The 24,654-nt window shown below is 73.6% G+C and carries 19 protein-coding genes; all 19 read left to right on the forward strand.

The window, feature by feature from the left end; all coding sequences use genetic code 11:
* Positions 1–37: 37 nt before the first annotated feature.
* Genes ACZ7N4_RS18180 through rfbC form a run of 19 tightly spaced genes read left to right on the forward strand, consistent with a single transcriptional unit; the run spans position 38 to position 24,654 of the window.
* Positions 38–1,354, forward strand: a complete 1,317-nt coding sequence (locus ACZ7N4_RS18180) for a nucleotide sugar dehydrogenase (protein ID WP_471359307.1) — start codon at positions 38–40, stop codon at positions 1,352–1,354.
* On the forward strand, positions 1,344–2,609 hold the full coding sequence (locus ACZ7N4_RS18185) for a glycosyltransferase family 4 protein (protein ID WP_471359308.1): 1,266 nt from the start codon (positions 1,344–1,346) through the stop codon (positions 2,607–2,609). Before ACZ7N4_RS18180 ends, ACZ7N4_RS18185 begins: the two co-directional genes overlap by 11 nt.
* Positions 2,606–4,003: a Wzz/FepE/Etk N-terminal domain-containing protein gene (locus ACZ7N4_RS18190; protein ID WP_471359309.1), complete on the forward strand. Its 1,398-nt coding sequence runs from the start codon at positions 2,606–2,608 to the stop codon at positions 4,001–4,003. The genes ACZ7N4_RS18185 and ACZ7N4_RS18190 overlap by 4 nt, the downstream gene beginning before the upstream one ends.
* The gene (locus tag ACZ7N4_RS18195; RefSeq protein WP_471359310.1) at positions 4,000–5,562 is read left to right on the forward strand and encodes a Wzz/FepE/Etk N-terminal domain-containing protein; all 1,563 of its coding nucleotides are present in this window, start codon (positions 4,000–4,002) and stop codon (positions 5,560–5,562) included. Before ACZ7N4_RS18190 ends, ACZ7N4_RS18195 begins: the two co-directional genes overlap by 4 nt.
* Before the next feature lie 2 nt (positions 5,563–5,564).
* Positions 5,565–7,499, forward strand: coding sequence for an asparagine synthase (glutamine-hydrolyzing) (gene asnB, locus ACZ7N4_RS18200; RefSeq protein ID WP_471359311.1), 1,935 nt, complete (start codon positions 5,565–5,567; stop codon positions 7,497–7,499).
* Between the two features lie 17 nt (positions 7,500–7,516).
* Positions 7,517–9,688, forward strand: coding sequence for a bi-domain-containing oxidoreductase (locus ACZ7N4_RS18205; RefSeq protein WP_471359312.1), 2,172 nt, complete (start codon positions 7,517–7,519; stop codon positions 9,686–9,688).
* Positions 9,685–11,637, forward strand: a complete 1,953-nt coding sequence (locus ACZ7N4_RS18210; RefSeq protein WP_471359313.1) for an alginate lyase family protein — start codon at positions 9,685–9,687, stop codon at positions 11,635–11,637. The genes ACZ7N4_RS18205 and ACZ7N4_RS18210 overlap by 4 nt, the downstream gene beginning before the upstream one ends.
* An 8-nt stretch (positions 11,638–11,645) precedes the next feature.
* Positions 11,646–13,190 carry a right-handed parallel beta-helix repeat-containing protein gene (locus tag ACZ7N4_RS18215; protein WP_471359314.1) on the forward strand — a complete coding sequence of 515 codons (1,545 nt, stop codon included), beginning with the start codon at positions 11,646–11,648 and terminating at the stop codon, positions 13,188–13,190.
* A gap of 1 nt (position 13,191) precedes the next feature.
* On the forward strand, positions 13,192–14,424 hold the full coding sequence (locus tag ACZ7N4_RS18220) for an O-antigen ligase domain-containing protein (RefSeq protein WP_471359315.1): 1,233 nt from the start codon (positions 13,192–13,194) through the stop codon (positions 14,422–14,424).
* Positions 14,425–14,426: 2 nt separating this feature from the next.
* Positions 14,427–15,635, forward strand: coding sequence for a glycosyltransferase (locus tag ACZ7N4_RS18225; protein WP_471359316.1), 1,209 nt, complete (start codon positions 14,427–14,429; stop codon positions 15,633–15,635).
* A complete protein-coding gene (locus ACZ7N4_RS18230; protein ID WP_471359317.1) occupies positions 15,632–16,885 on the forward strand; it encodes a class I SAM-dependent methyltransferase in 1,254 nt (417 codons plus the stop codon). Before ACZ7N4_RS18225 ends, ACZ7N4_RS18230 begins: the two co-directional genes overlap by 4 nt.
* A complete protein-coding gene (locus tag ACZ7N4_RS18235) occupies positions 16,882–17,676 on the forward strand; it encodes a glycosyltransferase family protein (RefSeq protein ID WP_471359318.1) in 795 nt (264 codons plus the stop codon). The genes ACZ7N4_RS18230 and ACZ7N4_RS18235 overlap by 4 nt, the downstream gene beginning before the upstream one ends.
* Positions 17,673–18,320: a PIG-L deacetylase family protein gene (locus ACZ7N4_RS18240; protein ID WP_471359319.1), complete on the forward strand. Its 648-nt coding sequence runs from the start codon at positions 17,673–17,675 to the stop codon at positions 18,318–18,320. Before ACZ7N4_RS18235 ends, ACZ7N4_RS18240 begins: the two co-directional genes overlap by 4 nt.
* 3 nt (positions 18,321–18,323) lie before the next feature.
* Positions 18,324–19,349 (forward strand): NAD-dependent epimerase/dehydratase family protein, encoded by a 1,026-nt coding sequence (locus ACZ7N4_RS18245; protein WP_471359320.1) that lies wholly within the window; start codon positions 18,324–18,326, stop codon positions 19,347–19,349.
* Positions 19,337–20,644 carry a DUF4910 domain-containing protein gene (locus ACZ7N4_RS18250; RefSeq protein WP_471359321.1) on the forward strand — a complete coding sequence of 436 codons (1,308 nt, stop codon included), beginning with the start codon at positions 19,337–19,339 and terminating at the stop codon, positions 20,642–20,644. The genes ACZ7N4_RS18245 and ACZ7N4_RS18250 overlap by 13 nt, the downstream gene beginning before the upstream one ends.
* Positions 20,641–21,945, forward strand: a complete 1,305-nt coding sequence (locus ACZ7N4_RS18255; protein WP_471359322.1) for a hypothetical protein — start codon at positions 20,641–20,643, stop codon at positions 21,943–21,945. The genes ACZ7N4_RS18250 and ACZ7N4_RS18255 overlap by 4 nt, the downstream gene beginning before the upstream one ends.
* Positions 21,942–22,889, forward strand: a complete 948-nt coding sequence (locus ACZ7N4_RS18260; protein WP_471359323.1) for a glycosyltransferase family 2 protein — start codon at positions 21,942–21,944, stop codon at positions 22,887–22,889. The genes ACZ7N4_RS18255 and ACZ7N4_RS18260 overlap by 4 nt, the downstream gene beginning before the upstream one ends.
* A 14-nt stretch (positions 22,890–22,903) precedes the next feature.
* Complete coding sequence (locus ACZ7N4_RS18265; RefSeq protein WP_471359498.1) at positions 22,904–24,106, forward strand: polysaccharide pyruvyl transferase family protein; 1,203 nt, start codon at positions 22,904–22,906, stop codon at positions 24,104–24,106.
* Positions 24,103–24,654 carry a dTDP-4-dehydrorhamnose 3,5-epimerase gene (gene rfbC / locus ACZ7N4_RS18270; protein ID WP_471359324.1) on the forward strand — a complete coding sequence of 184 codons (552 nt, stop codon included), beginning with the start codon at positions 24,103–24,105 and terminating at the stop codon, positions 24,652–24,654. The genes ACZ7N4_RS18265 and rfbC overlap by 4 nt, the downstream gene beginning before the upstream one ends.

A 24,654-nucleotide genomic window follows, 5' to 3' on the forward strand; every position in this document is an offset into this window, starting at 1 on the left:
CAGGCCGGACGGCCTGCCTTGGGGGGAGGAACAGATCATGAGAGTCAGCGTTTTCGGGCTCGGCTACGTGGGCTGCGTGTCGGCCGCGTGCCTGGCCAGCATGGGACACGAGGTCATCGGGGTGGACGTGAACCAGGTGAAGGTCGACCTGGTCAACGACGGCAGGGCCCCGGTGGTCGAGGAACGGATCGGCGAACTCACCGCCGAGGTCGTGGCGGCCGGGGCGCTGCGCGCAACCCGCGACGTCCGCGAGGCGATCATGGGCAGCGAGGTGTCGCTGGTCTGCGTGGGGACGCCGTCGGAGCCCAACGGCAGCCTGTGCACCACGTACCTGGAGCGGGTCACCGAGGAGATCGGCGCGGCGCTGGCCGAGCGGGGCGGGCGGCACACCGTCGTCTTCCGCAGCACCATGCTCCCGGGCACCTGCCTGAACCTGCTGGTGCCGATCCTGGAGAAGTACGTCGGCGGTACCGCCGGAGTGGACATCGGGGTCGCGGTCAACCCGGAGTTCCTGCGCGAGGGCACCAGTGTGCGGGACTTCTTCGATCCGCCGAAGACCGTCATCGGCGAGCTGGACACGGCGAGCGGTGACGCGGTGGCGGCGTTGTACGACGGCCTGCCCGGCGAGGTGTTCCGGGTGCCGGTCCCGACGGCCGAGGCGATCAAGTACGCGGACAACGCCTTCCACGGCCTCAAGATCGGCTTCGCCAACGAACTGGGCGCGGTGTGCCAGGCACTCGGGGTGGACTCGCACCAGGTGATGGACGTGTTCCTGGCCGACCGCAAGCTCAACATCAGCCCCGCCTACCTGCGGCCCGGCTTCGCCTTCGGCGGCTCCTGCCTGCCCAAGGACCTGCGCAGCCTGGTCCACGCGGCACAGCGGGCCGACGTCTCGGTGCCCATCCTCGCCCACGTGCTGCCCTCCAACTCCGAACACCTGCAACGCGCGGTGGACCTGGTCGAGCGCACCGGCAGACGCCGCATAGGGATGTTCGGGCTCTCCTTCAAACCCGGCACCGACGACCTCCGCGAGAGCCCGCTCGTCGAGCTGGCGGAGCGGCTCTTCGGCAAGGGGTACGACCTGCGCATCTACGACGCCAACGTGAACCTCTCCCGGCTGATCGGCGCGAACCGCGAGTACATCGAGAACCGGCTGCCGCACCTCGCGCAGCTCCTCGCGGAGTCCGTCGGGGAAGTGCTGGACCACGCCGAGGTGTGCCTGATCGGAACCAGGGACCCGGCCGTGCTGTCGGCGCTGCCCCAGGGCGACGGACCGGTGCTCGTCGACCTCGTCCGCCTTCCCGACGCCGAGGCGCGGCGGGCCGAACCGGGGTACGTGGGCCTTGCCTGGTGACGCGGTCAGCGGTGAAGGGTCGGGCCGGCGCGCGCTGATCCTGGTGGAGAACCTGTCGGTGCCGTTCGACCGGCGGGTGTGGCAGGAGTGCACGACGCTGCGGGACGCGGGCTGGGAGGTGCACGTCATCTGCCCCCGGGGGACCAGGCGGGACACGGAGCCGGAGGCGGAGATCGACGGGGTGCGGATCCACCGCTACCCGTTGCGCGCGGCCACCGGAGGTCCGGCCGGCTACCTGCGGGAGTACGGAGCGGCGTTGTGGCACACGCTCCGGCTGGCCCGGAAGGTCGGCCCGGTCGACGTGGTCCACGCCTGCAACCCGCCCGACCTGCTGTTCCTGCCGGCCCTGTGGCTCAAGCGGCGCGGCGCGCGGTTCGTGTTCGACCAGCACGACCTGGTACCCGAGCTGTACCTCTCCCGGTTCGGCCGCGGCGAGGACCTGCTCTACCGCGCCGTGTGCGCGCTGGAACGGCGGACCTACCGGGCCGCGGACGTCGTGCTCGCCACGAACGAGAGCTACCGGGACGTCGCGCTGCGCCGCGGCGGCCGGCGGCCGGAGGACGTCTTCGTGGTGCGCAGCGCGCCCGACACCGCCCGGTTCCACCCCGTCCCGTCCGAGCCCGAGCTGAAGCGCGGCAAGCCCCATCTGCTCTGCTATCTCGGTGTCATGGGCCCGCAGGACGGCGTCGACTACGCCTTGCGGGCCCTCGCGAAGCTGCGCGACGACCTGGGGCGGACCGACTGGCACGCGGTGTTCGTCGGCGCCGGCGACACCTTCGACGCGATGGTGGAGCTGTCCCGGCGGCTCGGGCTCGCGGAGCAGGTGCAGTTCACCGGGCGCGTCCCGGACGCCGACCTGGTGCGCTACCTGTCCACCGCGGACGTGTGCCTCTCCCCCGACCCCCGCAATCCGCTCAACGACGTGTCGACCATGAACAAGGTCCTGGAGTACATGGTGATGGGCCGGCCGATCGTCTCGTTCGACCTGAAGGAGGCGCGGGTCTCCGCCGGTGACGCCGCCCTCTACGCGCCCGCCGACGACGAGGCCGCGTTCGCCCGGCTCATCGCGGTGCTGCTGGACGATCCGGAGAAGCGGGCCTGGATGGGCAAGACCGGCCAGGAGCGGATCGGCGGGCCGCTCTCCTGGCGGAACTCGCAGGCGTCGCTTCTCGCCGCCTACGCCGCCGCCTGCCGTGGCCGCGCTCCGGTGTCGGAGGGCGCCCCGGGCCGGGCAGGGAAGAGGCCGCGGCGTTGAGCGACGACACGATACGCCTGGTCACGATCGGGCGGATACTCCGCCGGCGCTGGCGGCTCCTCACCGTCCTCGCGGTGGTGGGCGCGCTCGTCGGCTACGGCGCCTCCCTGCTGTTCCCGCCCCGGTACACGACGTCGGCGTCGGTCCTGCTGCCGGGGCAGTGGGAGGAGCGCGAGCTGCTGACCCAGGCGGAGATAGCGACCAGTTCGGTGGTGGTCGACCGCGCTGCCGCCGCACTGCGCTGGCCCGGGGTCGGCCGCAGGGAACTGCAGGACCGGGTGAGCGCCAAGGCCACCGACGGGAACATCATCCGGATCTCGGGTACGGCCGACACCCCGGAGCGTGCGCAGCGGCTCTCCGACCAGGTGGCGCAGCAGTTCGTCGCCTTCGCCGCGCGGCTCGCGGGCGACGGCACCGACCCCGGATCGGCGGACGGGCCCGACGCGCTGCGCAAGATGGTGGCGCAGACCAGCCGCCGCATCACCGACCTGGCCGAGGCGGCCGATCCGGGGCAGACCGTGGAGAGCGTGCAGGCCCGCACCGAGCTGGAGAAGCTGCGTACCGCGCTGCAGGACGCCGTGAAGAAACTGGACGAGGCCGACCCGGCGACCGAGAGGGCCACCATGGTCGTCATGGGGCCGGCGGCCCGGCCGACCGGCGAGGCGGCGCCGACCAGGACGCAGTTCGTCGTCGCCGGGGCGGTGCTGTTCCTGCTGCTCGCGGTCATCGGCCATGTCGCGGCCGCGCGGATGAGCCGCCGGCCGCGCACCGCGCCGGAGATCGCCGCGGCGCTGGGCTCGGCGCTGCTGGGCACCGTCGACGTACCCGGTGACGGGTCCGGGGGCCGCCCGGAGGGCCGTGGCCCGCGGGCCCGGATCCGCCGGCTGCTGGGCCTCGACACCCGGTGGGACGTACCGGACCCGCAGCCGTCCGGCGGCGAGGCCGGCAGGCGGATCCGCTACCGGCGGGTGTGTGCCCGGCTCCGGGACCGGCTGCCGGGCTCGCGGCGGCTGCTGGTCGTCGTACCGGACGGCGACGAGATCGCCCGCCGGGCCGCGGAGCGGCTGGTGGCCGAGGCCGAGGACGATCCCTCCCCGGCCTCGTCGAGCAGGGGGTACCCCGTGCTGCGGGCGGTGGAGGTCTCGATGCCGAGGCCGCTGGTGCCGGACCGGGACACCGAGTCCGGTGCCCTGGTGGTGCTCAGCGCGGGCAGCTGGACCGCCGGGGAACTGGCCGGGATCGCCGAGGCGTGCGCGGACGCGGGGCACCAGGTCGTCGGTGTCGTCGTCGCCGGCGCGGTCCGGAGCCGTCCGACGCGGTCCGCCGGCCGTCCCGCGGACGAGGGCGCTCTGGCGCTCGCCGGGCACGGCCACGCGACGGGAGGCCCGGCATGACGACGAACGTGACACCGGAGCCGTCGGCCGCCGCTCCGCTGCTGGATCTGCAGGCGCTGGTGGTGGCCGTACGCAGGCGCCGCCGTCTGTGGTGCTCCCTGGCGTTGCTGGGGCTTCTGGTCGGCGCGGCGGTGGCGGTCCTGATGCCGCCTCCGCCGGCCGCGACGACCAAGGTGCTGGTCGCGCACAAGGAGGACCAGCCGAACGACACCGGAACGCTGATCCGCACCGATGCCGCGCTGCTGCACACCACGCGGATCGCCGGCGAGGCCCTGCGGTCCCTCAAGTCCCGGGAGAATCCCGAGGACTTCATGCGGGACTACCGCGGCACCGGCCTGACCAACAACCTGCTGCAGATCGATGTGACGGGCGCCAGCGAAGCGGAGGCGGTGGCCCGGGCCCGGGCGCTGGCCGACGCGTTCGTCGCGGACCACGTGCGGCGGATGCGGGAGACCGCGAAGGCCGAGTCCGAGGCGCTGCTCGACCAGCGCGACCGCATGCGCAAGGAACTCGCCCAGGTCAACAAGGAGATCGGGGCCGGACCGCCGCAGAGTGACCCGAAGGCGTCGGCGAGCATGGAGTCGCTCTTCGCCCGCCGGGCCGAACTCAGCGCGCGGGTCGCCGACTTCGACCAGCGCGCCGAGGAGGCGCGGATGGGCACGCCCCAGCTCGTCGCCGGCACGCAGATCGTGGACGCCCCGCGCCCGGTGCGGCGGTCCCTGCCCAGGGCCGCTGCCACCGACGCCGTGATCGGGCTCGTCCTCGGGCTCGTCCTGGGGCTCGCGGTGGCCGCGGTCGGCGCGGTGGTGGCGGACCGCCCCGTGCTGCGCCGGGAGATCGCCGCGAACCTCGGCGCCTCGGTCATCGCGGAGCTGCCCCGCACACCCCGCCGTCCGGCCGGACGGTGGCAGCGGCGCAGGACCCGGGCGGCACGCGAACGGCTCATCGCGTCCCTGGCCCGGACCGTGCGCGGCTCCGCGGAACCGGTGTCGCTGCTGGAACTGGGCTGTGCGCGCGGCACGAGCGCGCTCGCCCTGGGGGTCGCCAGGGCACTGGCGGCGGAGGGGCCCGTGGCCGTCGTCGACGGCCTGCCCGGACGGCAGCTCGCGGGCCGCCGCCAGAAGCCGGGCGACCCGCCCGTGGTCGGCGACGAGGACGCCGAGGCCGTACCGCGCGAGGGGCTCCGGCTCGGCGTCGGCTCGGTCGCGCCCGGCACGGCGTGGACCGACCTGCGGCACCTCGGCACCCGGACCGTACTCGTCGTGCGTGCCGGGCACGGCAGCGCCGCGTGGCTGCACACCGTGGCGCGGCAGCTCGCGGACCAGCGGATCCCGGTGATCGGCGTGGTGCTGATCGATCCCGATCCGCGGGACCGGACCGACGGCACGCTGTGGGACGGGCTGCACATCGCGCTGCGGGGCCACGGCGAACGGCTCCCCCGGCAGAACGGCGGGGGTTCCTCCCACGCCGTCCCGGCAGCGGGAGAGGGCCGGCGGCAGACGGAGCGGCTGCCGATGTGGGCGGGACGGGTCCCGGACAGCGACCAGGAGGCGCGGTAGACATGTGTGGCATCGCAGGCACGTACCGCTGGCCGGACGGGAAGGCCGTGACCGACCGGCTCACCGACACCCTCGCCCACCGCGGCCCGGACGGGGCGGGCCGGTACAGCCACCCCGCCGGTGACGGCGAAGTGCACCTGGGGCACCGCCGGCTGGCCATCATCGACCTGTCCGAGACCGGCGCCCAGCCGATGGTCTCGGACGGTCTCGTCCTGACGTACAACGGCGAGCTGTACAACGCGCCGGAGCTGCGGGCCCAGCTCGCGGCCGCCGGCGTGCGCTTCCGCGGTACCTCCGACAGCGAGGTGCTGCTGGAGGCCTGGCGGCGCTGGGGCACCGACTGCCTGTCCCGGCTGCGCGGCATGTTCGCGTTCGGGATCTTCGACGAGCGGACCGGTGAGCTGGTGCTCGCCCGCGACCAGCTCGGCATCAAGCCGCTGTTCCTGCTCCGGCGCGGCGAGGGCCTGGTGTTCGCCTCCGAGCTGAAGGCACTGGCCGCCGTGACCGGCGGGTCGCTGGAGGTGGACCACGCGGCGCTGGTGGCCTCGCTGCTGTACTACTGGGTGCCGGACTCCCGGTGCGCGTTCCGCGAGGCGGAGAAGCTGCCGCCGGGGAGCTGGCTGAGGTGCCGGCCCGACGGCAGGGTGGAGCGCGGCCGGTTCTGGCAGCTGAAGGACGTCGCCGCCGAGGGCCGGGAGCGGGCCCGGGCCGGCGAGCGGCCGGACCTGGCCGCCGTCGTCGAGGAGTCGACGCGGCGCCACCTGCTGTCCGACGTACCCGTGGCGACCTTCCTCTCCGGCGGCCTCGACTCCAGCTATCTGACCGCGCTGGCGGCCCGCGACCGGCCCGGGATCTCCGCCTACACGATCGGGTTCCGCGCCGAGGACGCCAGGTTCGAGGCGATGCCGGACGACCTGCGCTACGCCCGGCAGGTGGCCGGACGGTTCGGCGTGGACCTGCACGAGATCGAGATCGCGCCGAACGTGCTCGACCTGCTGCCGCGGATGACGTACCACCTGGACGAGCCGATCGGCGACCCGGCCGCGATCAACACGTTCCTGATCTGCTCGGCCGCCCGGGAGGCCGGCGTCAAGGTGATGCTCTCGGGCATGGGTGCCGACGAACTGTTCGCCGGGTACCGCAAGCACCTGGCCAACCTGCTCGCGCTGCGCTACCAGCGCGTCCCGCGGCCCCTGCGGCGCGGGGTGTCCGCGGCCGTGGACCGGATGCCGGTCGCCTCGTCCCGCCGGGGGTACCGGTCGGTCAGGTTCGCGAAGCGGTTCCTCTCCTTCGCCGAACTGCCGGAGGAGACGGCGTTCCGGCGCAGTTACACCCTGTACGACCGGCAGGAGCTGCTCGCCCTGGTCGATCCGGACCTGGCCCCGGCGGTCGAGGACGTGCTGACCGAACACGCGGACGTCTACGAGGACAACGACCTCGACGACTTCGTCAACCGCATGTGCCTGGGCGACGCCCGGATGTTCCTGCCGGGCCTGAACCTCGCGTACACGGACCGCTCCAGCATGGCCGCGTCGACCGAGGTGCGGGTGCCGTACGTGGACGTCGAGGTGGTCAGGGCGGCGTTCGCCGTGCCCGGCGACCGCAAGATCGCCGGCCGGCAGGGCAAGGCCGTCCTCAAGGAGGCGGCCGCCTCGGTCCTGCCCCGGGAGATCGTGTACCGGCCCAAGGGCCTGTTCAGCGCTCCGCTGCGGGCCTGGATGAGCCGGGATCTGGCACCGCTGGTGCGCGAGGTGGTCAACGACGGGGTGCTGGTCCGCTCCGGGTTCCTGCGCCGCGACGCGCTGGCGCGGCTCGTCGCCGAGGACGCCGCCGGGCAGCGGGACTTCTCCAAGCATCTGTGGCATGTGCTGACCCTTGAGTACTGGTATCGCGACGCGACCTCCGGGTCCGGCCAGAACTCGCCGTCGACGGTGTAGAGACAAGAGGACTTCGGGTGAAACAGGTCGTGCAGAACTACAAGAGCGGCGAGCTGGCGGTGCTCGACGTGCCGGTGCCGGGGTGCAAGCCGGGCGGTGTGCTGGTGCGTACCGCCTACTCGCTGATCTCCACCGGGACCGAGCTGATGAAGGTCTCCGAGGCCGGCATGTCGATGCTGGGCAAGGCCCGCTCCCGTCCGGACCAGGTGGCCAAGGTCATGCAGAGCGTGGCCACCAACGGGGTGCCCGCCACCTACCGCAAGGTGATGGGCAAGCTGGACTCCTACACGCCGCTGGGCTACTCGCTGTGCGGGGTGGTCGAGGAGGTCGGCGCCGGGATCGACGACGTGGCGGTCGGTGACCTCGTGGCCTGCGCGGGCAACGAGCACGCGCTGCACGCCGAGTTGAACTGGGTGCCGAAGAACCTCTACGCCCGGGTGCCGGACGGGCTCGCGCCCCGGCACGCGGCCTTCGGCACCGTCGGGTCGATCGCGTTGCAGGGCGTCCGGCGCGGCGAGCCGCGGCTCGGCGAGGTGGCGCTGGTCATCGGCCTGGGGCTGATCGGGCAGCTGGTGGTGCAGCTCCTCGCCGCCTGCGGAGTCCGTGTCGTCGGGGTCGACCCCGACCCGGTGCGCTGCGAGCTGGCGGAGCGTCTGGGCGCCGCGGCCTGCGGCGATCCCGCGTCCGCGGCCGTGGAGGCCGCCGTCGCTGATCTCACCGGCGGCCTGGGCGTGGACCAGGTGTACCTGGCCGCCGGCGGTGGCAGCAACCAGCCCGTCGAGCTGGCGGCCCGGTTGAGCCGGGACCGCGGCCGGGTCGTCGACATCGGCAAGTGCCGTCTGGACCTGCCGTGGAACGCGTACTACGAGAAGGAGCTCGACGTCCGCTTCTCCCGCAGTTACGGCCCCGGGCGCTACGACCCCGAGTACGAGCTGGAGGGCCGTGACTACCCGATCGGCTACGTGCGCTGGACCGAGCGCCGCAATCTGGCCTGCTTCCTCGACCTCGTCGCCCGCGGCGGCGTCGACGTGGAGCCGTTGGTCTCCCACGTCGCCGACTTCGACGACGCCGTCGAGACGTACCGGGACCTGAAGGACGGCGGCCTGAAGGCGGTGGCCGTGCTCTTCCGGTACCCCGAGCGGCCGGAAGAGCGGGCGGCCCCGGAGGTGGCCGTGCCGACGGTGAACGTGCGGCGGAGTGAGGCCAGGGCCGCCAGGACGCCGGTGCGGCTCGCCTTCGTGGGCGCGGGCAACTACGCGACGTCCATGCTGCTGCCGCACCTGGCGCGGCGCGACGGCGTCGAGCTGTCGACCGTCGTCACCACGACCGCGCTGTCCGCGGCCAACGCGCAGCGGAAGTTCGGCTTCGCCGAGGCGACCACCGATCTCGACGCCGTGCTCGGCGACCCGTCCGTCCACGCGGTGTTCGTGGTCACCCGGCACAGTTCGCACGCCGAACTGACCCGGAGGGCGCTGCTGGCCGGCAAGACCGTGTTCGTGGAGAAGCCGCTGGCGCTCACCGAGGACGAGCTGGCCGGGGTGCTCGCGGCGGTGGAGGAGTCCGGCAACGACCGGCTGCAGGTGGGCTTCAACCGCCGGTTCGCGCCGCTGCTGCGGGAGGCCAGGGAGCGGTTCGGCGCCCGGACCGGTCCGGCGCACCTGCGGTACCTGGTCAACGCGGGGCGGCTTCAGCACGGCAGCTGGTACCTCCAGCAGGGCACCGAGGGCTCGCGGTTCGCCGGCGAGGGCGGTCACTTCATCGACACGGCGAGCTGGCTGCTCGACGCCGACCCGGTGTCGGTGTACGCGGTCGCCACGTCCGGCAACGAGGACCTGCAGGTCGTGCTGCGCTACCCGGACGGCTCCACCGCCACCATCAGCTATGTCATCGGCGGCCCGGCGGGCTTCCCCAAGGAGACGCTGGACCTGGTCGCGGACGGCCGTGCGCTGCGGCTCGACGACTTCGTCCGCGCCTCGGTCCACGGCCGCAAGCGGTGGGTCAGTTCGCGGCTGCCCAAGGCCCGGGACAAGGGCCAGAACGCCGAACTGGCCGCGTTCGTCAAGGCGGTGCGGACCGGCGGGCCGATGCCGGTGCCGCTGGAGTCGCTGGTCGCCACCACGGCGGCCACCCTCGCCGTGCGGACCGCCCTGGCCGGTGGCGCGCCGGTGACGTTGGCGAGGCCGCGATGACGGTGAGTTCGGGGAGCGCGGGCTGGTACCTGCGGCGGCTGTCCCGGATGGGGCCGCGCGAGGTCGCCGGCCGGGTGGGCGACACGGTGCGCAGGCGGCGGTGGCGTTCGGCGCCGCCGGACTGCCCGGTCGTGACCGGCGCCCGGTTCACCGCCGTACTGCCCGAGGGGACGCTCGCCGCGGTCCCGCCGGACGCCGTGAAGCGTCTCGTGGCCGAGGCGGACCGGCTGATGTCCGGGCACGCCGAGTACTTCGGGGTGGTCCGCGACGACCTGGCCGACCCGGACTGGTGGTACGACCCGAAGACCGGGCGCCGGGCTCCGTCGGGCTACGCCTTCGACGTGCCGTACCGGGACGAGGACGCGGTCGGGGACATCAAGCAGATCTGGGAGCCGTCCCGGCACCAGTACCTCACCGTGCTCGCCGCCGCCTACGCGGTCACCGGGAACGAGCGGTACGCCGAGCGCGTGGCCGGGCACCTGCGGTCGTGGTGGGCGGGCAACGCGCCGTTGCGCGGGGTGCACTGGACCAGCGGCATCGAGCTGGGGATCCGGCTGCTGTCCTGGGTGTGGGTGCGCCGGCTGCTCGACGGCTGGCCGGGCGCGGCCGCCCTGTTCGAGGACAACCCGGTGGCACGGGCACAGATCTGGCACCACCAGCGCTGGCTGGCCGCCTTCCCCAGCCGGGGGTCCTCGGCGAACAACCACGTCGTCGCCGAGGCCGCCGGGCAGTTCGCCGCGGCCTGCGCGTTCGGGTGGTTCCCGTCGTCGGCGCGCTGGCGGGCCGACGCGCTGCGATCGCTGGAACGGCACCTGCGCGGCAACACCTTCCCCTCCGGTCTCAACCGCGAACTGGCCACCGAGTACCACGGACTCGTCCTGGAGCTGGGGCTGGCCGCGGTGGCCGAGGCGGACGCCGCGGGCGTGCCGGTGCCCGCGCCGGTCCGGCTGGTGCTGCTGCGGATGACCGACGCGCTCGCGGCCGTCGTGGACAGCCGGCTGCGGCCGCCGCGCCAGGGCGACGCGGACGACGGGCACGGTCTGGTCGTGGACGGCGCGGGCACCGACCGCTGGGCCTCGCTGCTGGCCACCGGGGACGCCGTGTTCGGCCGGCTCGCCTGGTGGCCGCGGGTGACCGGCACCGATGTGCGCACCCCGCTGCTGGCCGCGCTCGTCAAGCCCACGCGACCGTCCGTGACCCGCCCGGCGAGCCGGCCGGCCCACTTCGCCGACGCGGGGCTCACCATCCTGCGCGGTCCCGGCGGGATCTGGTGCCGCTGCGACGGCGGCCCGCACGGCTTCCTGTCCATCGCCGCGCACGCCCACGCGGACGCGCTGTCCCTGGAGGTCCGGCACGACGGGGTGGACGTGCTCGCCGACCCGGGGACGTACTGCTACCACGGTCAGCCCGAGTGGCGGCGGTACTTCCGGTCGACGCTCGGCCACAACACCCTGCAGCTGGACGGCGCCGACCAGTCGGTCTCCGGCGGCCCGTTCCTGTGGACCCGGCACGCCACGAGCCGCGTCCTGGCCGTGGACGCGGCCGACGAGGGCGTGGCCCGCTGGTGCGCCGAGCACGACGGTTACCCGGGCTCGGTGCACCGCCGCCGGGTGGAGCTGACGGCCGGGCGCCGGGAGCTGCGGGTGGTGGACGAGGTGCGCGGACCGCGCCGGGCCGCACGTCTGGCGTTCCACCTGGGGCCGGCGATCACCGCGGAGCTGGCGGGCCACCGGGCCGTCCTCACCTGGACCCGGGACGGCGAGGACCGCTCCGCGGTGCTCGACCTGCCGGCGCGGTTGTCCTGGCGGGCGCACCGCGGCGAGACGGATCCCCCGCTGGGCTGGTACTCGGCCGGCTTCGGGCGCAGGGAACCCGCCACCACGCTGGTCGGTACCGGTTTCACCGACGGCGCGGAGGGTTTCACCACCGTGCTCGGGTTCCGCGGCTAGGGGGGCGGGTGGGGACCAAGAGGCGGCACTGGGCGTCGGCGGCGGTACCGCTGGCGCTGGCCCTGCTGGTGGCGACCGGCTGCGAGAGCACCCCGGGGCCCCGGGCGAAGCCGGCCGCCGCGCCGACCACCGCGCCGTCCACGTCCGCGGCCCGCTCCGTGGCACGGGTGTGCGCCGAACCCGCGGCCGGGCCGGCGAAGGCGCCGGCGGGCGCGGTGACGGTCGACCCCGCGGTCGTCGGCGACCTCGCGGCGAAGACCAAGAGCCGTCCCCCGCACACCACGTTCTGGCTCCGGCCGGGCAGGCACAGGCTCGACCCGGACCGCTACGCCCAGGTCGTGCCCAAGGAGGGCGACCGCTATCTCGGGGCGCCGGGCGCGGTCCTGGACGGCCGGAGGAAGAACCAGTACGCGTTCGGCGGCACCGCCCGTGACGTCACGGTCCGCTACCTGACCGTGCAGGGTTTCGTCGCGCCGCAGAACGAGGGCGTGGTCAACCACGACTCGGCCGACGGGTGGGTGATCGAGCACGCGACGATCCAGAACAACTCCGGCGCCGGGCTGATGGCCGGCGCCCGGCAGCGGGTCCGCGCCAACTGCCTGCGCGACAACGGCCAGTACGGCATGAACGCGTACAAGGCCGGCGGCCCCCTGCGCGGCCTGGTGGTCGAGGACAACGAGATCACGGGCAACAACACCGGCGACTGGGAGCGGCGGCGGCCGGGCTGCGGCTGCACCGCGGGCGTGAAGTTCTGGGCCGTCGACGGGGCCGACGTGCGCGGCAACTGGGTGCACGACAACCGGGGCGCCGGGTTGTGGGCGGACACCAACAACAACGACTTCCGCATCGAGGACAACGTGCTGGAGGCCAACGACGGCGCCGCGCTGATCTACGAGACCAGCTACAACGCGGTCATCCGGAAGAACACGATCCGGCGGAACAACTGGGTCGAGGGCCGCAAGGCGGCCGACCGCGGCGACACCTTCCCGTTCGCGACGGTCTACCTGTCCGAGTCCGGTGGTGAACCACGGATCCGGGCCCGCACCGACCGGATCGAGATCTACGGGAACGTGCTGGAGAACAACTGGTCCGGGATCACCCTGTGGGAGAACGCCGACCGGTTCTGCAACAGCCCGGCCAACACCTCCTCCGGCGACTGCACCCTGCTGGTGAAGCACACCGGCCGTTGCAGGCAGCCGGCGATCGCCGCCGCACCGCTCTACGCGGACTGCCGGTGGAAGACCCAGCGGGTGGACATCCACGGCAACCGCTTCGTGCTGGACAAGTCCGTCGTCGGCTGCACGGTGCAGTGCGACCGGATGGCGGTGCTGGCCAACTACGGCACGTACCCGGACTGGTCGCCGTACCAGGGCGAGCGGGTGGCCGAGGCGATCACCCGCCGGCAGCACAACCGCTGGCACGACAACGTCTACGTCGGACCGTGGGAGTTCGTCGCCCACGACCCGAGCCGGACACTGGATTACGCGCAGTGGCAGAGCGCGCCGTACCGGCAGGACACGGGCAGCTCCTTCGACCCGCGGGCCGGTGGTTGAGATGCGCGAGGAGACACGGACACCGAAGGCGGTCGGGATCGTGTGGGGGCTGCTGGTCCTCAACACGCTGGGCTCCGCCGGGGCGAAGACCATCGTCCCGCTGCCCCGCTCCCTCATCCAGATGGTCACCATGGGCGCACTGGTCGCCGCGTTCGCGCTGGCGCTCGCGGTCAACCTGCGGCTGCGCGTCCGGGCCAGCGCCTACGTCTTCCTGCTGACCCTGCTGCTGGTGCCGAGCCTGATCTCCAGCGCGAACCTGGAGTCGGGGTTCGGCGCGCTGTTCCGCTGCGCCCGGCTGGCCCTCTTCGTCGGCACGCTGTGGCTGCTCAGCCGCTGGTGGGACGGCGGCCTGACGTTCGTGCGACACCACGTCCGGCTGTACTTCGCGGTGCTCGGGTCGGTGGCCGCCGGCCTGGTCGTCTCCCCGGGCGCGGCCCTGCCCGACCTCTACGGCGGGCGGCTGGTCGGCGCGTTGTGGCCGCTCACCCCGCCGCAGATCGGACAGTACGCGGCGGTGATCATCGGGCTCACCGTGCTGCTCGTCCTGGGCCGCAGGACCGACCGGACCAGCGCGGCGGTGGTCATCGTGCCGTCGCTCGTCCTGCTCGCGCTGACCCACACCCGGACGGCCACGCTGGGCCTGCTGGTCGGGCTGGCGCTGGCGATCGGCTCGCTCGTCCTGACCAGCGCCGCCGCCCGCCGGTTCTTCGCCTGGGCGGTGCTGTGCGCCACCGTGGCCGCGGTCGCGCTCGGCTCCGTGCTGCAGGCGTGGTTCCTGCGCGGGCAGAGCAAGGAGAACTTCTCCAGCCTCACCGGCCGGGCCAAGGTCTGGGACGCCCTGCTGGCAGCGCCCCGGACGCCCTCGGAGCAGTTGTTCGGCACGGGTCTGGGCGACAAGTCGTTCGGGGGGCTGCCGATCGACAACAGCTGGCTGGCCGTCTATCACGAGCAGGGTCTGACCGGTGTCGCCCTCGTGGCGGCGGTCCTCGCGGTGCTGGGGGGCGTCGCCCTGCTGCGGCCGCCGTCGCTGTCGAGGGCCTGCGCGATCTTCCTGATCAGCTACTGCGCGATCGCGTCGTACACCGAGGCCGGGCTGGGCGACGCCTCGCCGTACCTGCTGCACCTGGCGGTGGCCGCCTCGCTGCTGGCGGTGCCCGCCGCCGCTCCCCCGGCGACGCCCGGCGTGCCCCGACGGCGCGTCCCGCGCTGGGCCCGGAGATCGGAGGTGACCTGAGCATGCACGTCCTCGTGGTGCACAACCGCTACGCCTCGGCGCAGCCGAGCGGCGAGAACAAGGTCGTCGACCAGGAGGTGGAGCTGCTGCGCGGGGCCGGCCACCGGGTCGAGGTGTTCGAGCGGCGCAGCGACGACATCGCCGCCCGCTCCCTGCCGGGGAAGGCCGCGGTACCGCTCCTGGTGCCGTGGAACCCGGCGGTCCGCACGGAACTCGCCGCCCGGCTGCGCGCCGAGCGGCCCGACGTCGTGCACGTCCACAACGTCTTCCCGCTCCTGTCGCCCGCGGTCCTCGCCGCCTGTGCCGACGCCGGCGTGCCCGCCGTCGCCACGCTGCACAACTACACCCAGATCTGCCCGCCGGGCACGCTGCAGCGGGACGGCCGGCCGTGCACCGAGTGCGTCGGGTCCACACCGCTGCCCGCCGTCCGGCACGGCTGCTACCGGGGCTCCCGCCTCGCGACGGTGCCGCTCGCGGTCAGCCTGTCGGTCAACCGGCGGCGGTGGTGGTCCGGTGTGGAGCGGTTCCTGTGCATCTCCGCGGCGCAGCGCAACGTCCTGGTGCGGGCGGGCATGCCGGCCGAGCGGCTGGCGGTGAAACACAACTTCGTGCCGGATCCGGGCACGTGCCGCGCGGGCGAGGGAGAGCACCTGCTCTATCTCGGCCGCCTCGCGGAGGCCAAGGGCGTACGACTGCTCATGGCCGCGTGGGACGAGATCGCGGCGGGCGGCGGGCTGGGCGTGCCGCTCGTGATCGCCGGCGCGGGGCCGCTGGAGCGGGAGGTGACCGCGTGGGCGGCGGGCCGGGCCGACGTGCGCCCCGTCGGTCTGCTGGACCCGGCGGAGTGCCGCGAGGTCATCGCGCGCTCGGTCGCCGTGGTGGCTCCCTCGACGTGGCTGGAGGCGTTCGGCCTGGTGGTCGTGGAGGCGATGGCGGCCGGGGTCCCGGCCGTCGCCGCCGGTCACGGCGCCTTCGTCGAACTCGTCGAGGACGGCGTGACCGGGCTGCTGCACCGGCCGGGCGAGTCCGCCTCGCTCGCGTCCTGCATACGCCGGATCGCGGCCGAGCCGGCCCTGGGCCGGGAGATGGGCCAGGCGGCCCGGCGCCGTTACGAGCAGGGTTTCAGCCCGGCCGTCGGCCTGGAGCGCCTGCTGGAGGAGTACCGCACCGCGATCGCGGGACGGACGGAACCGTTGGGGGGCAGTACATGACAGGATGCCGACTCTGCGGCTCGGCGGCGCTGGCGAGCGTCGTCGACCTGGGGGCGACACCACCGTGCGAGAGCTTTCTCGCCGCGGACCGACTGGACCAGCCGGAGCCGGCGTACCCGCTGCACCTGCGGGTCTGCACCGACTGCTGGCTGGCGCAGATCCCGCCGCTGATCACGCCGGAGGACACGTTCAAGGAGTACGCGTACTTCTCCTCGTACTCGACCTCCTGGGTGGAGCACGCGCGCACGTTCGTCGACGGTGCCGTGCAGCGGCTGGGTCTGGGCCCCGACGCCTTCGTGGTCGAGGTCGCGAGCAACGACGGGTACCTGCTCCGGCACGTGGTGGACCGGGGGATCCGCTGCCTGGGCATCGAGCCGTCGGTGAACGTCGGTGCCGCGGCGCGGGACGCGGGTGTGCCCACGCTGACGGAGTTCCTGGGCCCGGACACCGGATCGGCCGTCCGCGCCGAGCACGGCCCGGCGGACCTGGTCGTCGCCAACAACGTGTACGCGCACATCCCCGACGTGGTCGGGTTCACGCGGGGGCTGCGCGCCCTGGTCGCCGACGACGGCTGGGTCTCCATCGAGGTGCAGCACCTGCTGACGCTGATCGAGGAGAACCAGTACGACACGATCTACCACGAGCACTTCCAGTACTACACGGTCGCGTCCGCGATCCGTGCCCTGGCGAGCGGCGGACTCGCGCTCGTGGACGTCGAGTTGCTGCCCACGCACGGCGGTTCCATCCGGCTGTGGGCCCGGCCGGCCGAGGCGGCCGGCGAGCCGGCGCAGCGGGTGGCCGACGTACTGGCCCGGGAGAAGGCCGCCGGACTGCAGGAGCTGTCCGGGTACACCGAGTTCTCCGCCCGGGTGGCCAAGGTGCGCCGGGACCTGCTCAGGTTCCTCGTCGAGGCGGCCGAGCGCGGCGAGACGGTCGTCGGCTACGGCGCCCCGGGCAAGGGCAACACCCTGCTCAACCACTGCGGCATCCGGCCCGACCTGCTCGCGTACACGGTCGACCGCAACCCCTACAAGCACGGCAGGTTCACCCCGGGCACCCGCATCCCGATCCTGCCGCCCGAGCAGATCGCCGCCGACAGGCCGGACTACGTGCTGGTGCTGCCGTGGAACCTGCGGGCCGAGCTGGTCGAGCAGCTGTCCTTCGTGCACGACTGGGGCGGCCGGCTGGTCTTCCCCATCCCGGAACTGAGCGTTGTCGAGGGTAGCGCCGTGAGAGAGGTCACAGCATGAAGGTCGTCCTGTTCTGCGGCGGTTACGGGATGCGGATGCGCAACGGTGCCGCGGACGACGTGCCCAAGCCGATGGCGATGGTCGGTCCCAGGCCCCTTATCTGGCATGTCATGCGCTACTACGCGCACTTCGGGCACAAGGAGTTCATCCTGTGCCTCGGCTACGGCGCGCACCACATCAAGGACTTCTTCCTCAACTACGAGGAGACGGCGTCCAACGACTTCGTGCTGCGCGGCGGACGCACCGAGCTGCTGTCCACCGACATCTCGGACTGGACGATCACGTTCGCGCAGACCGGCATCGAGTCGCCGATCGGGGAGCGGCTGCGCCGGGTACGGCACCACCTGGACGGCGACGAGATGTTCCTCGCCAACTACGCCGACGTCCTCACCGACGCCCCGCTGCCGGAGATGATCGACCGGTTCGCGCGGCGTGACGCGGGCGCGTCGATGATGGTGGTGCCGCCGCAGTCGTCGTTCCACTGCGTGGAGCTGGGCGAGGACGGCCTGGTGGGCGGCATCACCGCGGTGAGCGAGCTGCCGCTGTGGGAGAACGGCGGCTATTTCGTGCTCCGCCAGGAGGTCTTCGACCACATACCGGAGAACGGCGACCTGGTCGCCGACGGCTGTGCCCAACTGGCCAAGCGCGGACGGCTGGTGGCGCAGCGGCACCGCGGCTTCTGGAAGCCGACCGACACCGTGAAGGAGCGCGCCGCGCTCGACGCCGCCTACGCCCGGGGCGACCGCCCGTGGGCCGTGTGGGAGCACGACGCCGCCGGGGTGGGCGCGTGATCCGGCTGGGGGCGGGGCGCCCGGACCGGGTCGTCGCGGTGGGCGCGCACTGCGACGACATCGCCATCGGCGCCGGCGGCACCCTGCTGACGATGTGCCTCGCGCGGCCGGGCCTGCGCGTCGACGCGCTGGTGCTCTCCGGCGGCGGCAGCGAGCGGGAGCAGGAGGAGCAGGCCGCGCTCGCCGCCTTCTGCCCGGGCGCGGACCTGCGGCTGACCGTGCACAAGCTGCCGGACGGCCGGCTGCCCGCGCACTGGGAGGAGGCCAAGGCCACGGTCGAGGACCTGCGCGCGCAGACCGACCCGGACCTGGTCCTCGCCCCGCGCGCCGACGACGCGCACCAGGACCACCGCGGCCTGGCGCGGCTGATACCCACCGCCTTCCGCGACCACCTCGTGCTCGGCTACGAGATCGTCAAGTGGGACGGCGACCTCGGCCGCCCGGCGGCGTACCAGCCGCTGTCGCCGGAGACCGCCGAACAGAAGGTGCGGCTGCTGCAGGAGCACTACCCCTCGCAGCGGCACCGGCCCTGGTACGACCGGGAGGCCTTCCTCGGCCTCGCCCGGATCCGCGGCATCGAATGCCACGAGCGCTACGCCGAGGCGTTCGCCGTCACCAAACTCACGCTCAACCTGGGGGGTTGAACCTTGCGCGTACTGCTCACCGGACACCAGGGCTACCTGGGAACCGTCATGGCCCCGGTCCTCACGGCCGCCGGGCACGAGGTCGTCGGCCTCGACGCCGGCCTGTTCGCCGACTGTGTGCTCGGCCCGACGCCCGCGGACCCGCCGGGGCACCGGGTGGACCTGCGCGATGTCACGGCCGAGCACGTCACCGGGGTGGACGCCGTGATCCACCTGGCCGCGCTCTCCAACGACCCGCTGGGCTCGCTGGCCCCGGAACTCACCTACGACATCAACCACCGGGCGTCCGTGCGGCTCGCCCGGCTGGCGCGCGACGCCGGGGTGCGGCGCTTCCTGTACGCGTCGACCTGCTCGGTGTACGGCGCCGCCGGCGGCGAGGACCTGGTGGGCGAGGACGCTCCGCTGCGTCCGGTGACGCCGTACGCGGAGTCGAAGGTGCGGGTGGAGGACGACCTGCACGCGCTGGCCGACGGCGACTTCAGCCCGGTGTTCATGCGCAACGCCACCGCCTTCGGCTACTCGCCCCGGCTGCGCGCCGACATCGTGCTGAACAACCTGGTGGGCCACGCGTTGCTCTCCGGCGAGGTGCTGGTGCTCTCCGACGGCACCCCCTGGCGTCCGCTGGTGCACGCCGCCGACATCGCCCGGGCCTTCACGGCCGCGCTGACCGCGCCGCGGGAAGCGGTGCACGACCGGGCGTTCAACATCGGCAGCGAGGCCAATAACGTCACGGTCGCCGAGATCGCCGGGCAGGTCGCCGAGGCGGTGTCCGGCGCGAAGGTGGTGATCACCGGGGAGACGGGCGCCGATCCGCGGTCGTACCGGGTGGACTTCTCCCGGTTCCGCGCCGCCGTACCCGGCTTCGACTGCGAGTGGACGGTGAAGCGGGGCGCCCTCGAACTCGCCGACGCGTACCGGGCGTTCGGGCTGACCAGGGACGACTTCGAGCAGCGCTTCACCCGCCTCGCGGTGCTGCGCGCGGCGTCCGAGGCCGGCACCGTCGACGACACCCTGCGGTGGCGCCGGTGACCGCGGCCGGCGAACAGCCGGCGGCCACGCCGGGCGAGGAGATGTACGCGCTGGTGGAGCGGCTGTACCCGCTGTGCCGGAGCATCACGGGCGACGGGGTGCGCGCCACCCTGGACATCGTCGGCGAGTACGTCCCGCTGCAGGTGCACGAGGTGCCGACCGGGACGCAGGTGCTCGACTGGACGGTGCCGCGGGAGTGGAACATCCGGGACGCGTACATCGCCGACGGCGACGGCAACCGGGTGGTCGACTTCGCCGCGTCCAACCTGCACGTGCTCGGTTACAGCGTGCCGGTGTCGGCGACCATGCCCCTGTCCGAGCTGCGCGCGCACCTGCACACCCTGCCGGACCACCCGGCCTGGGTGCCGTACCGCACCAGCTACTACACGCCGGAGTGGGGGTTCTGCCTGGCCCAGGAGACCCTGGACGCGCTGCCGGACGGCGAGTACGAGGTGCGCATCGACTCCACGCTCGACGACGGCCACCTCACCTACGCCGAGCACGTGGTCCCCGGTCAGGTCCCCGACGAGGTCATCGTCTCCTGCCACGTCTGCCACCCGTCGCTGGCCAACGACAACCTGGCCGGCATCGCGGTGGCGACGTTCCTCGCCCGGGAGCTGGCGGAGCGGAGGCCGTACCACACCTACCGGTTCGTCTTCGCGCCCGGCACCATCGGGGCGATCACCTGGCTGGCCCGCAACGCGGAGAGGGTGGAGCGGGTCAAGCACGGACTGGTGCTGGCCTGCGCCGGCGACCCGGGCCGGCTGACGTACAAGCAGAGCAGGCGCGGCGACGCGGAGATCGACCGGGTGATGCGGCACGTGCTGGAGACCACGCAACGGCCGCACCGCATCACAGAGTTCACGCCGTACGGCTACGACGAGCGGCAGTTCTGCTCCCCCGGGTTCGACCTCGGCGTGGGCTCGCTCAGCCGGACCCCGTACGCGGGCTACCCGGAATACCACACCTCGGCGGACAACCTGGACTTCGTCTCCCCTCGCGCGATGGCGGACACGCTCGCCCTGTGCCGGGAGGCGTTCGCCGTGCTGGACCGCAACCGGCGGTACGTCAACCTCAGCCCCTACGGCGAACCGCAGCTGGGCCGACGGGGGTTGTACGACTCGCTCGGCGGGCGAAGCGACGCCAAGCAGGCCCAGATGGCCATGCTGTGGGTGCTCAGCCTCTCCGACGGCGAGCACAGTCTGCTGGACGTCGCCGAGCGCTCCGGGCTGCCGTTCGACACCGTCGCCGCCGCGGCCGACGCCCTGCACGACGCCGGGCTGATCAAGGCATGACGCCGACGACCGCCGAGGGGGAGGACCCGCGGACGACGGCACCGGCCGGATCCGCCAAGCGGGCCCTGGTCGGCCGGCTGTCCTGGGGACTGGCGGACCAGGCGGCCTCCAGCATGTCCAACTTCGCGGTGGGCATCTACGTGGCCCGCTCGCTGGGGGTGACCGCGTTCGGGGTGTTCAGCCTGGCCTGGGTGACCTACGGCGTGGTGCTCAACATCTCCCGCGGGCTGGCCACCGATCCGCTCGTGGTGCGCTTCAGCGGTGTGCCGGAGGCGTCCTGGCGCGGGGCGGTGGCCCGCTCGTCGGGTACCGCACTCGGTGTCGGTGCCGCCATCGGCGCGGTGTGCCTGGTGGCCGGGCCGGCCCTCGGCGGCGGTGTGGGGCCCGCGTTCGCCTGTCTCGGCGTCATGCTGCCGGGGCTGCTGCTCCAGGACGCCTGGCGGTTCTCGTTCTTCGCCGCCGGCGCCGGGCGCAAGGCGTTCGTCAACGACGTGGTGTGGGGCGTCGCGCTCGTCCCCGCCATGATTCTGGCGGCCCGCGTCGGCAGCGTGGCCGCCTTCGTGCTCGCCTGGGGCGCGTCCGCCACGGTGGCCGCGGGCTACGGCTACCTCCAGTCCGGTATCCGGCCCCGGGTGGCCGGGGCGCGCGGGTGGCTCCGCGAGCAGCGCGACCTCGGCTACCGGTACCTGGTCGAGAACACCTGCCTCAGCGGCGCGAGCCAGCTGCGGGCGTACGGGCTCGGCGCGATCGTCGGGGTCGGCGCGGTGGGCGCGGTGCGGGGCGCCGAGCTGCTGCTCGGCCCGTTCCTCGCCGTGCTGATGGGCCTGTCGCTGGTCACCGTGCCGGAGGCGGCACGGGTGCTGCGGCGGGCCCCGCACCGCCTCGGCTCGTTCTGTCTGCTATTGGGCGGCGGGCAGGCCGCCGGCGCGCTGCTGTGGGGCGGGGCGCTGCTGTTGCTGCCGGACCGGCTCGGCGCGCTGGTGCTCGGTGGGGTCTGGCACTCCGCCGCACAGCTCGTCGCGCCGGTCACCCTCGGCGTCGCGGGCGCGGGCCTCGGCACCGGCGCGGCGGCCGGGCTGCGCGCGCTCGGCGCGGCCCGGCGCAGCCTGCGCTCCCAGCTGTTCGCCTCCGCCGCGTACGTCGGCGGCGGGCTCGGCGGGGCGGCCGCCGCCGGCACCGTCGGCTCGGCCTGGGGCGTCGCCGCCGCGACCGTCAGCGGCTCGGCCGTGTGGTGGCTGCACCTGCGGTCCGCCCTGCGCGAGCGCCACCACGACTCCGTTCCCGAAGTGAGGACCCCATGACCGACCGCCCCAGGCTGAGCATCGGCCTGCCCGTCTACAACGGCGAGGAGTACCTGGCCGAGTCGTTCGACGCGCTGCTGGGCCAGACCTACGAGGACTTCGAGCTGGTCGTCTCCGACAACGCCTCGACCGACGGGACCGAGGACATCTGCCGCAAGTACGCCGCGCGGGACTCCCGTATCCGGTACATCCGGCTGCCCCGGAACGTCGGTGCCACGCCGAACCACAACTACGTCTTCACCGAGTGCCGCGGCGAACTGTTCAAGTGGGCCTCGCACGACGACCTGTACGCCCGCGATCTGCTGCGGCGCTGCGTCGAGGCGCTGGACGAGCGGCCGGAGGTGATCCTCGCGCACGCCGACCAGGCGGTCGTCGACGGCGACGGCCAGGTGAAGGTCCCGTACACGTACACGCTCGCCACCGCCTCGCCGCACGCCCCGGAGCGGTTCCGCAGCCTGCTGTTCGAGCCCGGCGGCGACGACTTCTACGGGGTGATCCGGGCCGACGTGCTGCGCCGGGTGAGGCCGCTGGACAGCTACCACCACGCGGACCGCACGTTCGTCGCCGAGATCGCCCTGCACGGGCGCTTCCACCAGGTGCCGGAGCTGCTGTACTTCCGCCGCGACCACCCCGCCCGCGCGGAGCGGGCGAACCCCTCCAAGCGCTCCCGGTGCGTCAACCTGGACCCGCGCCGGGCGGGCCCGCTGCACCCCACGCCCCGGCTGCTCGCCGAGTACGTCTGGGGCTTCGTCGCCGCGGTCCGGCGGGCGCCGCTGTCCGCGGCCGACCGGCGCTCCTGCTACCGCCATCTGGCCGCGTGGATGACCAGCCGGGCCCGGCCCGGCGCCGGCGAGCGGGTCGAGGACCGCGCCCCGGTCGACCCGTCCCTGCTCACCGTCTCCGTCGACGCACTCGTCGCCGGCCGTGAAGGGCGGCGGGCGTGAAGAGGGCGCTGAGTGTGGGGGTGTTCGGCCTGCTCGGCTCCGGCAACCTCGGCAACGACGGGTCGCTGGAGGCCGTGCTGGGGTACCTGCGGGCCGAGCACCCGGAGGCGGTCGTGGACGCGCTGTGCGGCGGACCCGAGGCCGTCGAGGCCCGGTTCTCGATCCCCGCGACACGGCTGCACTGGTACCGCGGGGAGTACCGGACCGCGTCACGGGCGGGTGCGATCGCGGCGAAGGGGGTCGGCAAGCTCGTCGACGTCCTCCGCACCGCCGCCTGGGTGCGCCGGCACGACGTGGTGATCGTGCCGGGCATGGGCGTCCTGGAGGCCACGCTGCCGCTGCGGCCGTGGGGGTTCCCGTACGCGCTGTTCCTGCTCTGCGCGAGCGGCCGGGTCTTCGGCACCCGGGTCGCGCTGGTCAGCGTCGGCGCCGCGCCGATCCGCGACCGGCCCACCCGGGCCCTGGTGCGCTGGTCGGCGCGGCTGGCCGCGTACCGGTCGTACCGGGACGCCCCGTCCCGAGACGCGATGCGGGCGATGGGCGTGGACACCGCGCGCGACGAGGTATACCCGGACCTCGCGTTCTGCCTGCCGACCCCGGAGCCGAGCGCGCCCTCGGGTGCGCCGGGCCCGGTCTGCGTCGGCGTCATGGACTTCCACGGCGGCAACGACGACCGTGCGCGGGCCGAGGAGATCTACCGGCGCTATCTCGACGGGACGATCCGGTTCGTGCGCGCGCTGGTCGAGGAGGGCAGGCCGGTCCGGCTGCTCACCGGCGACGAGTGCGACGCCTCGGTGGTCGCCGCGATCCTCGACGCGGTGGACTCGCCGCTGGTCACCGCCGCCGAGCCGGCCTCACTGGCCGACCTGATGAAGGAGATGGCGGCTGCCGACACCGTCGTGGCGGTCCGCTACCACAACCTGATCTGCGCGCTGAAGACCGGCACACCGGTGCTCGCCCTCTGCTATGCCGCGAAGAGCGACGCCCTCATGGAGCGGATGGGGCTGGGCGCGTACTGCCATCCGGCGCGCGAGGTCGACGCCGACCGGCTGCTGGAGCAGTTCCGTTCGCTGGAGCGGCGGTCGGCCGAGCTGCGGCAGGTCCTCGCCGAGCGGAACCAGGCAGCCGTCCGGCAGCTGGAACAGCAGTTCACCGCCTTGACCACCGCCCTGTTCCCGGCGGCCGACCACACCCACGCCCTGCGGGAGGCACCATGAAGGCGACCGAAGTCCCGGAGATCGCGGGCGCGTACCTCTTCGAGCCGACGCCGTACGCCGACGAACGCGGCTTCTTCTGCCGCACCTTCGACGCCGACGTGGTCCGCTCGGTGGGCCTGGACCCGCACGCGTTCGTCCAGGACAGCGTGTCCCGTTCGGTCCGGGGCGTGCTGCGCGGCCTGCACCTGCGCTCCGGGGCCGGCGAGGCCAAGCTGGTGCGGTGCTCGTACGGGAGGATCTTCGACGTCGTCGTGGACCTGCGCCCGGACTCGCCGACCTACCTGGGCCGCGCCTTCTTCGAACTGTCCGGCGAGACGCAGGCGACCCTGTACATCCCGGCGGGGTGCGCGCACGGCTTCCAGGCGCTGTCCGAGACCGCCGACACCTCGTACCGGATCGACCGCCCGCACGACCCGTCCGAGGACGTGACGATCGCCCACGACGACCCGGAGCTGGCCGTTCCCTGGCCGCTGCCGGTCACCTCGATGTCCCAGCGGGACCGGGAGGCGCCTAGCCTCGCCGAGGTCCTGAAGCACCAGGAAGGATGA

The organism is Streptomyces sp. NPDC107654 (genome assembly GCF_055639035.1).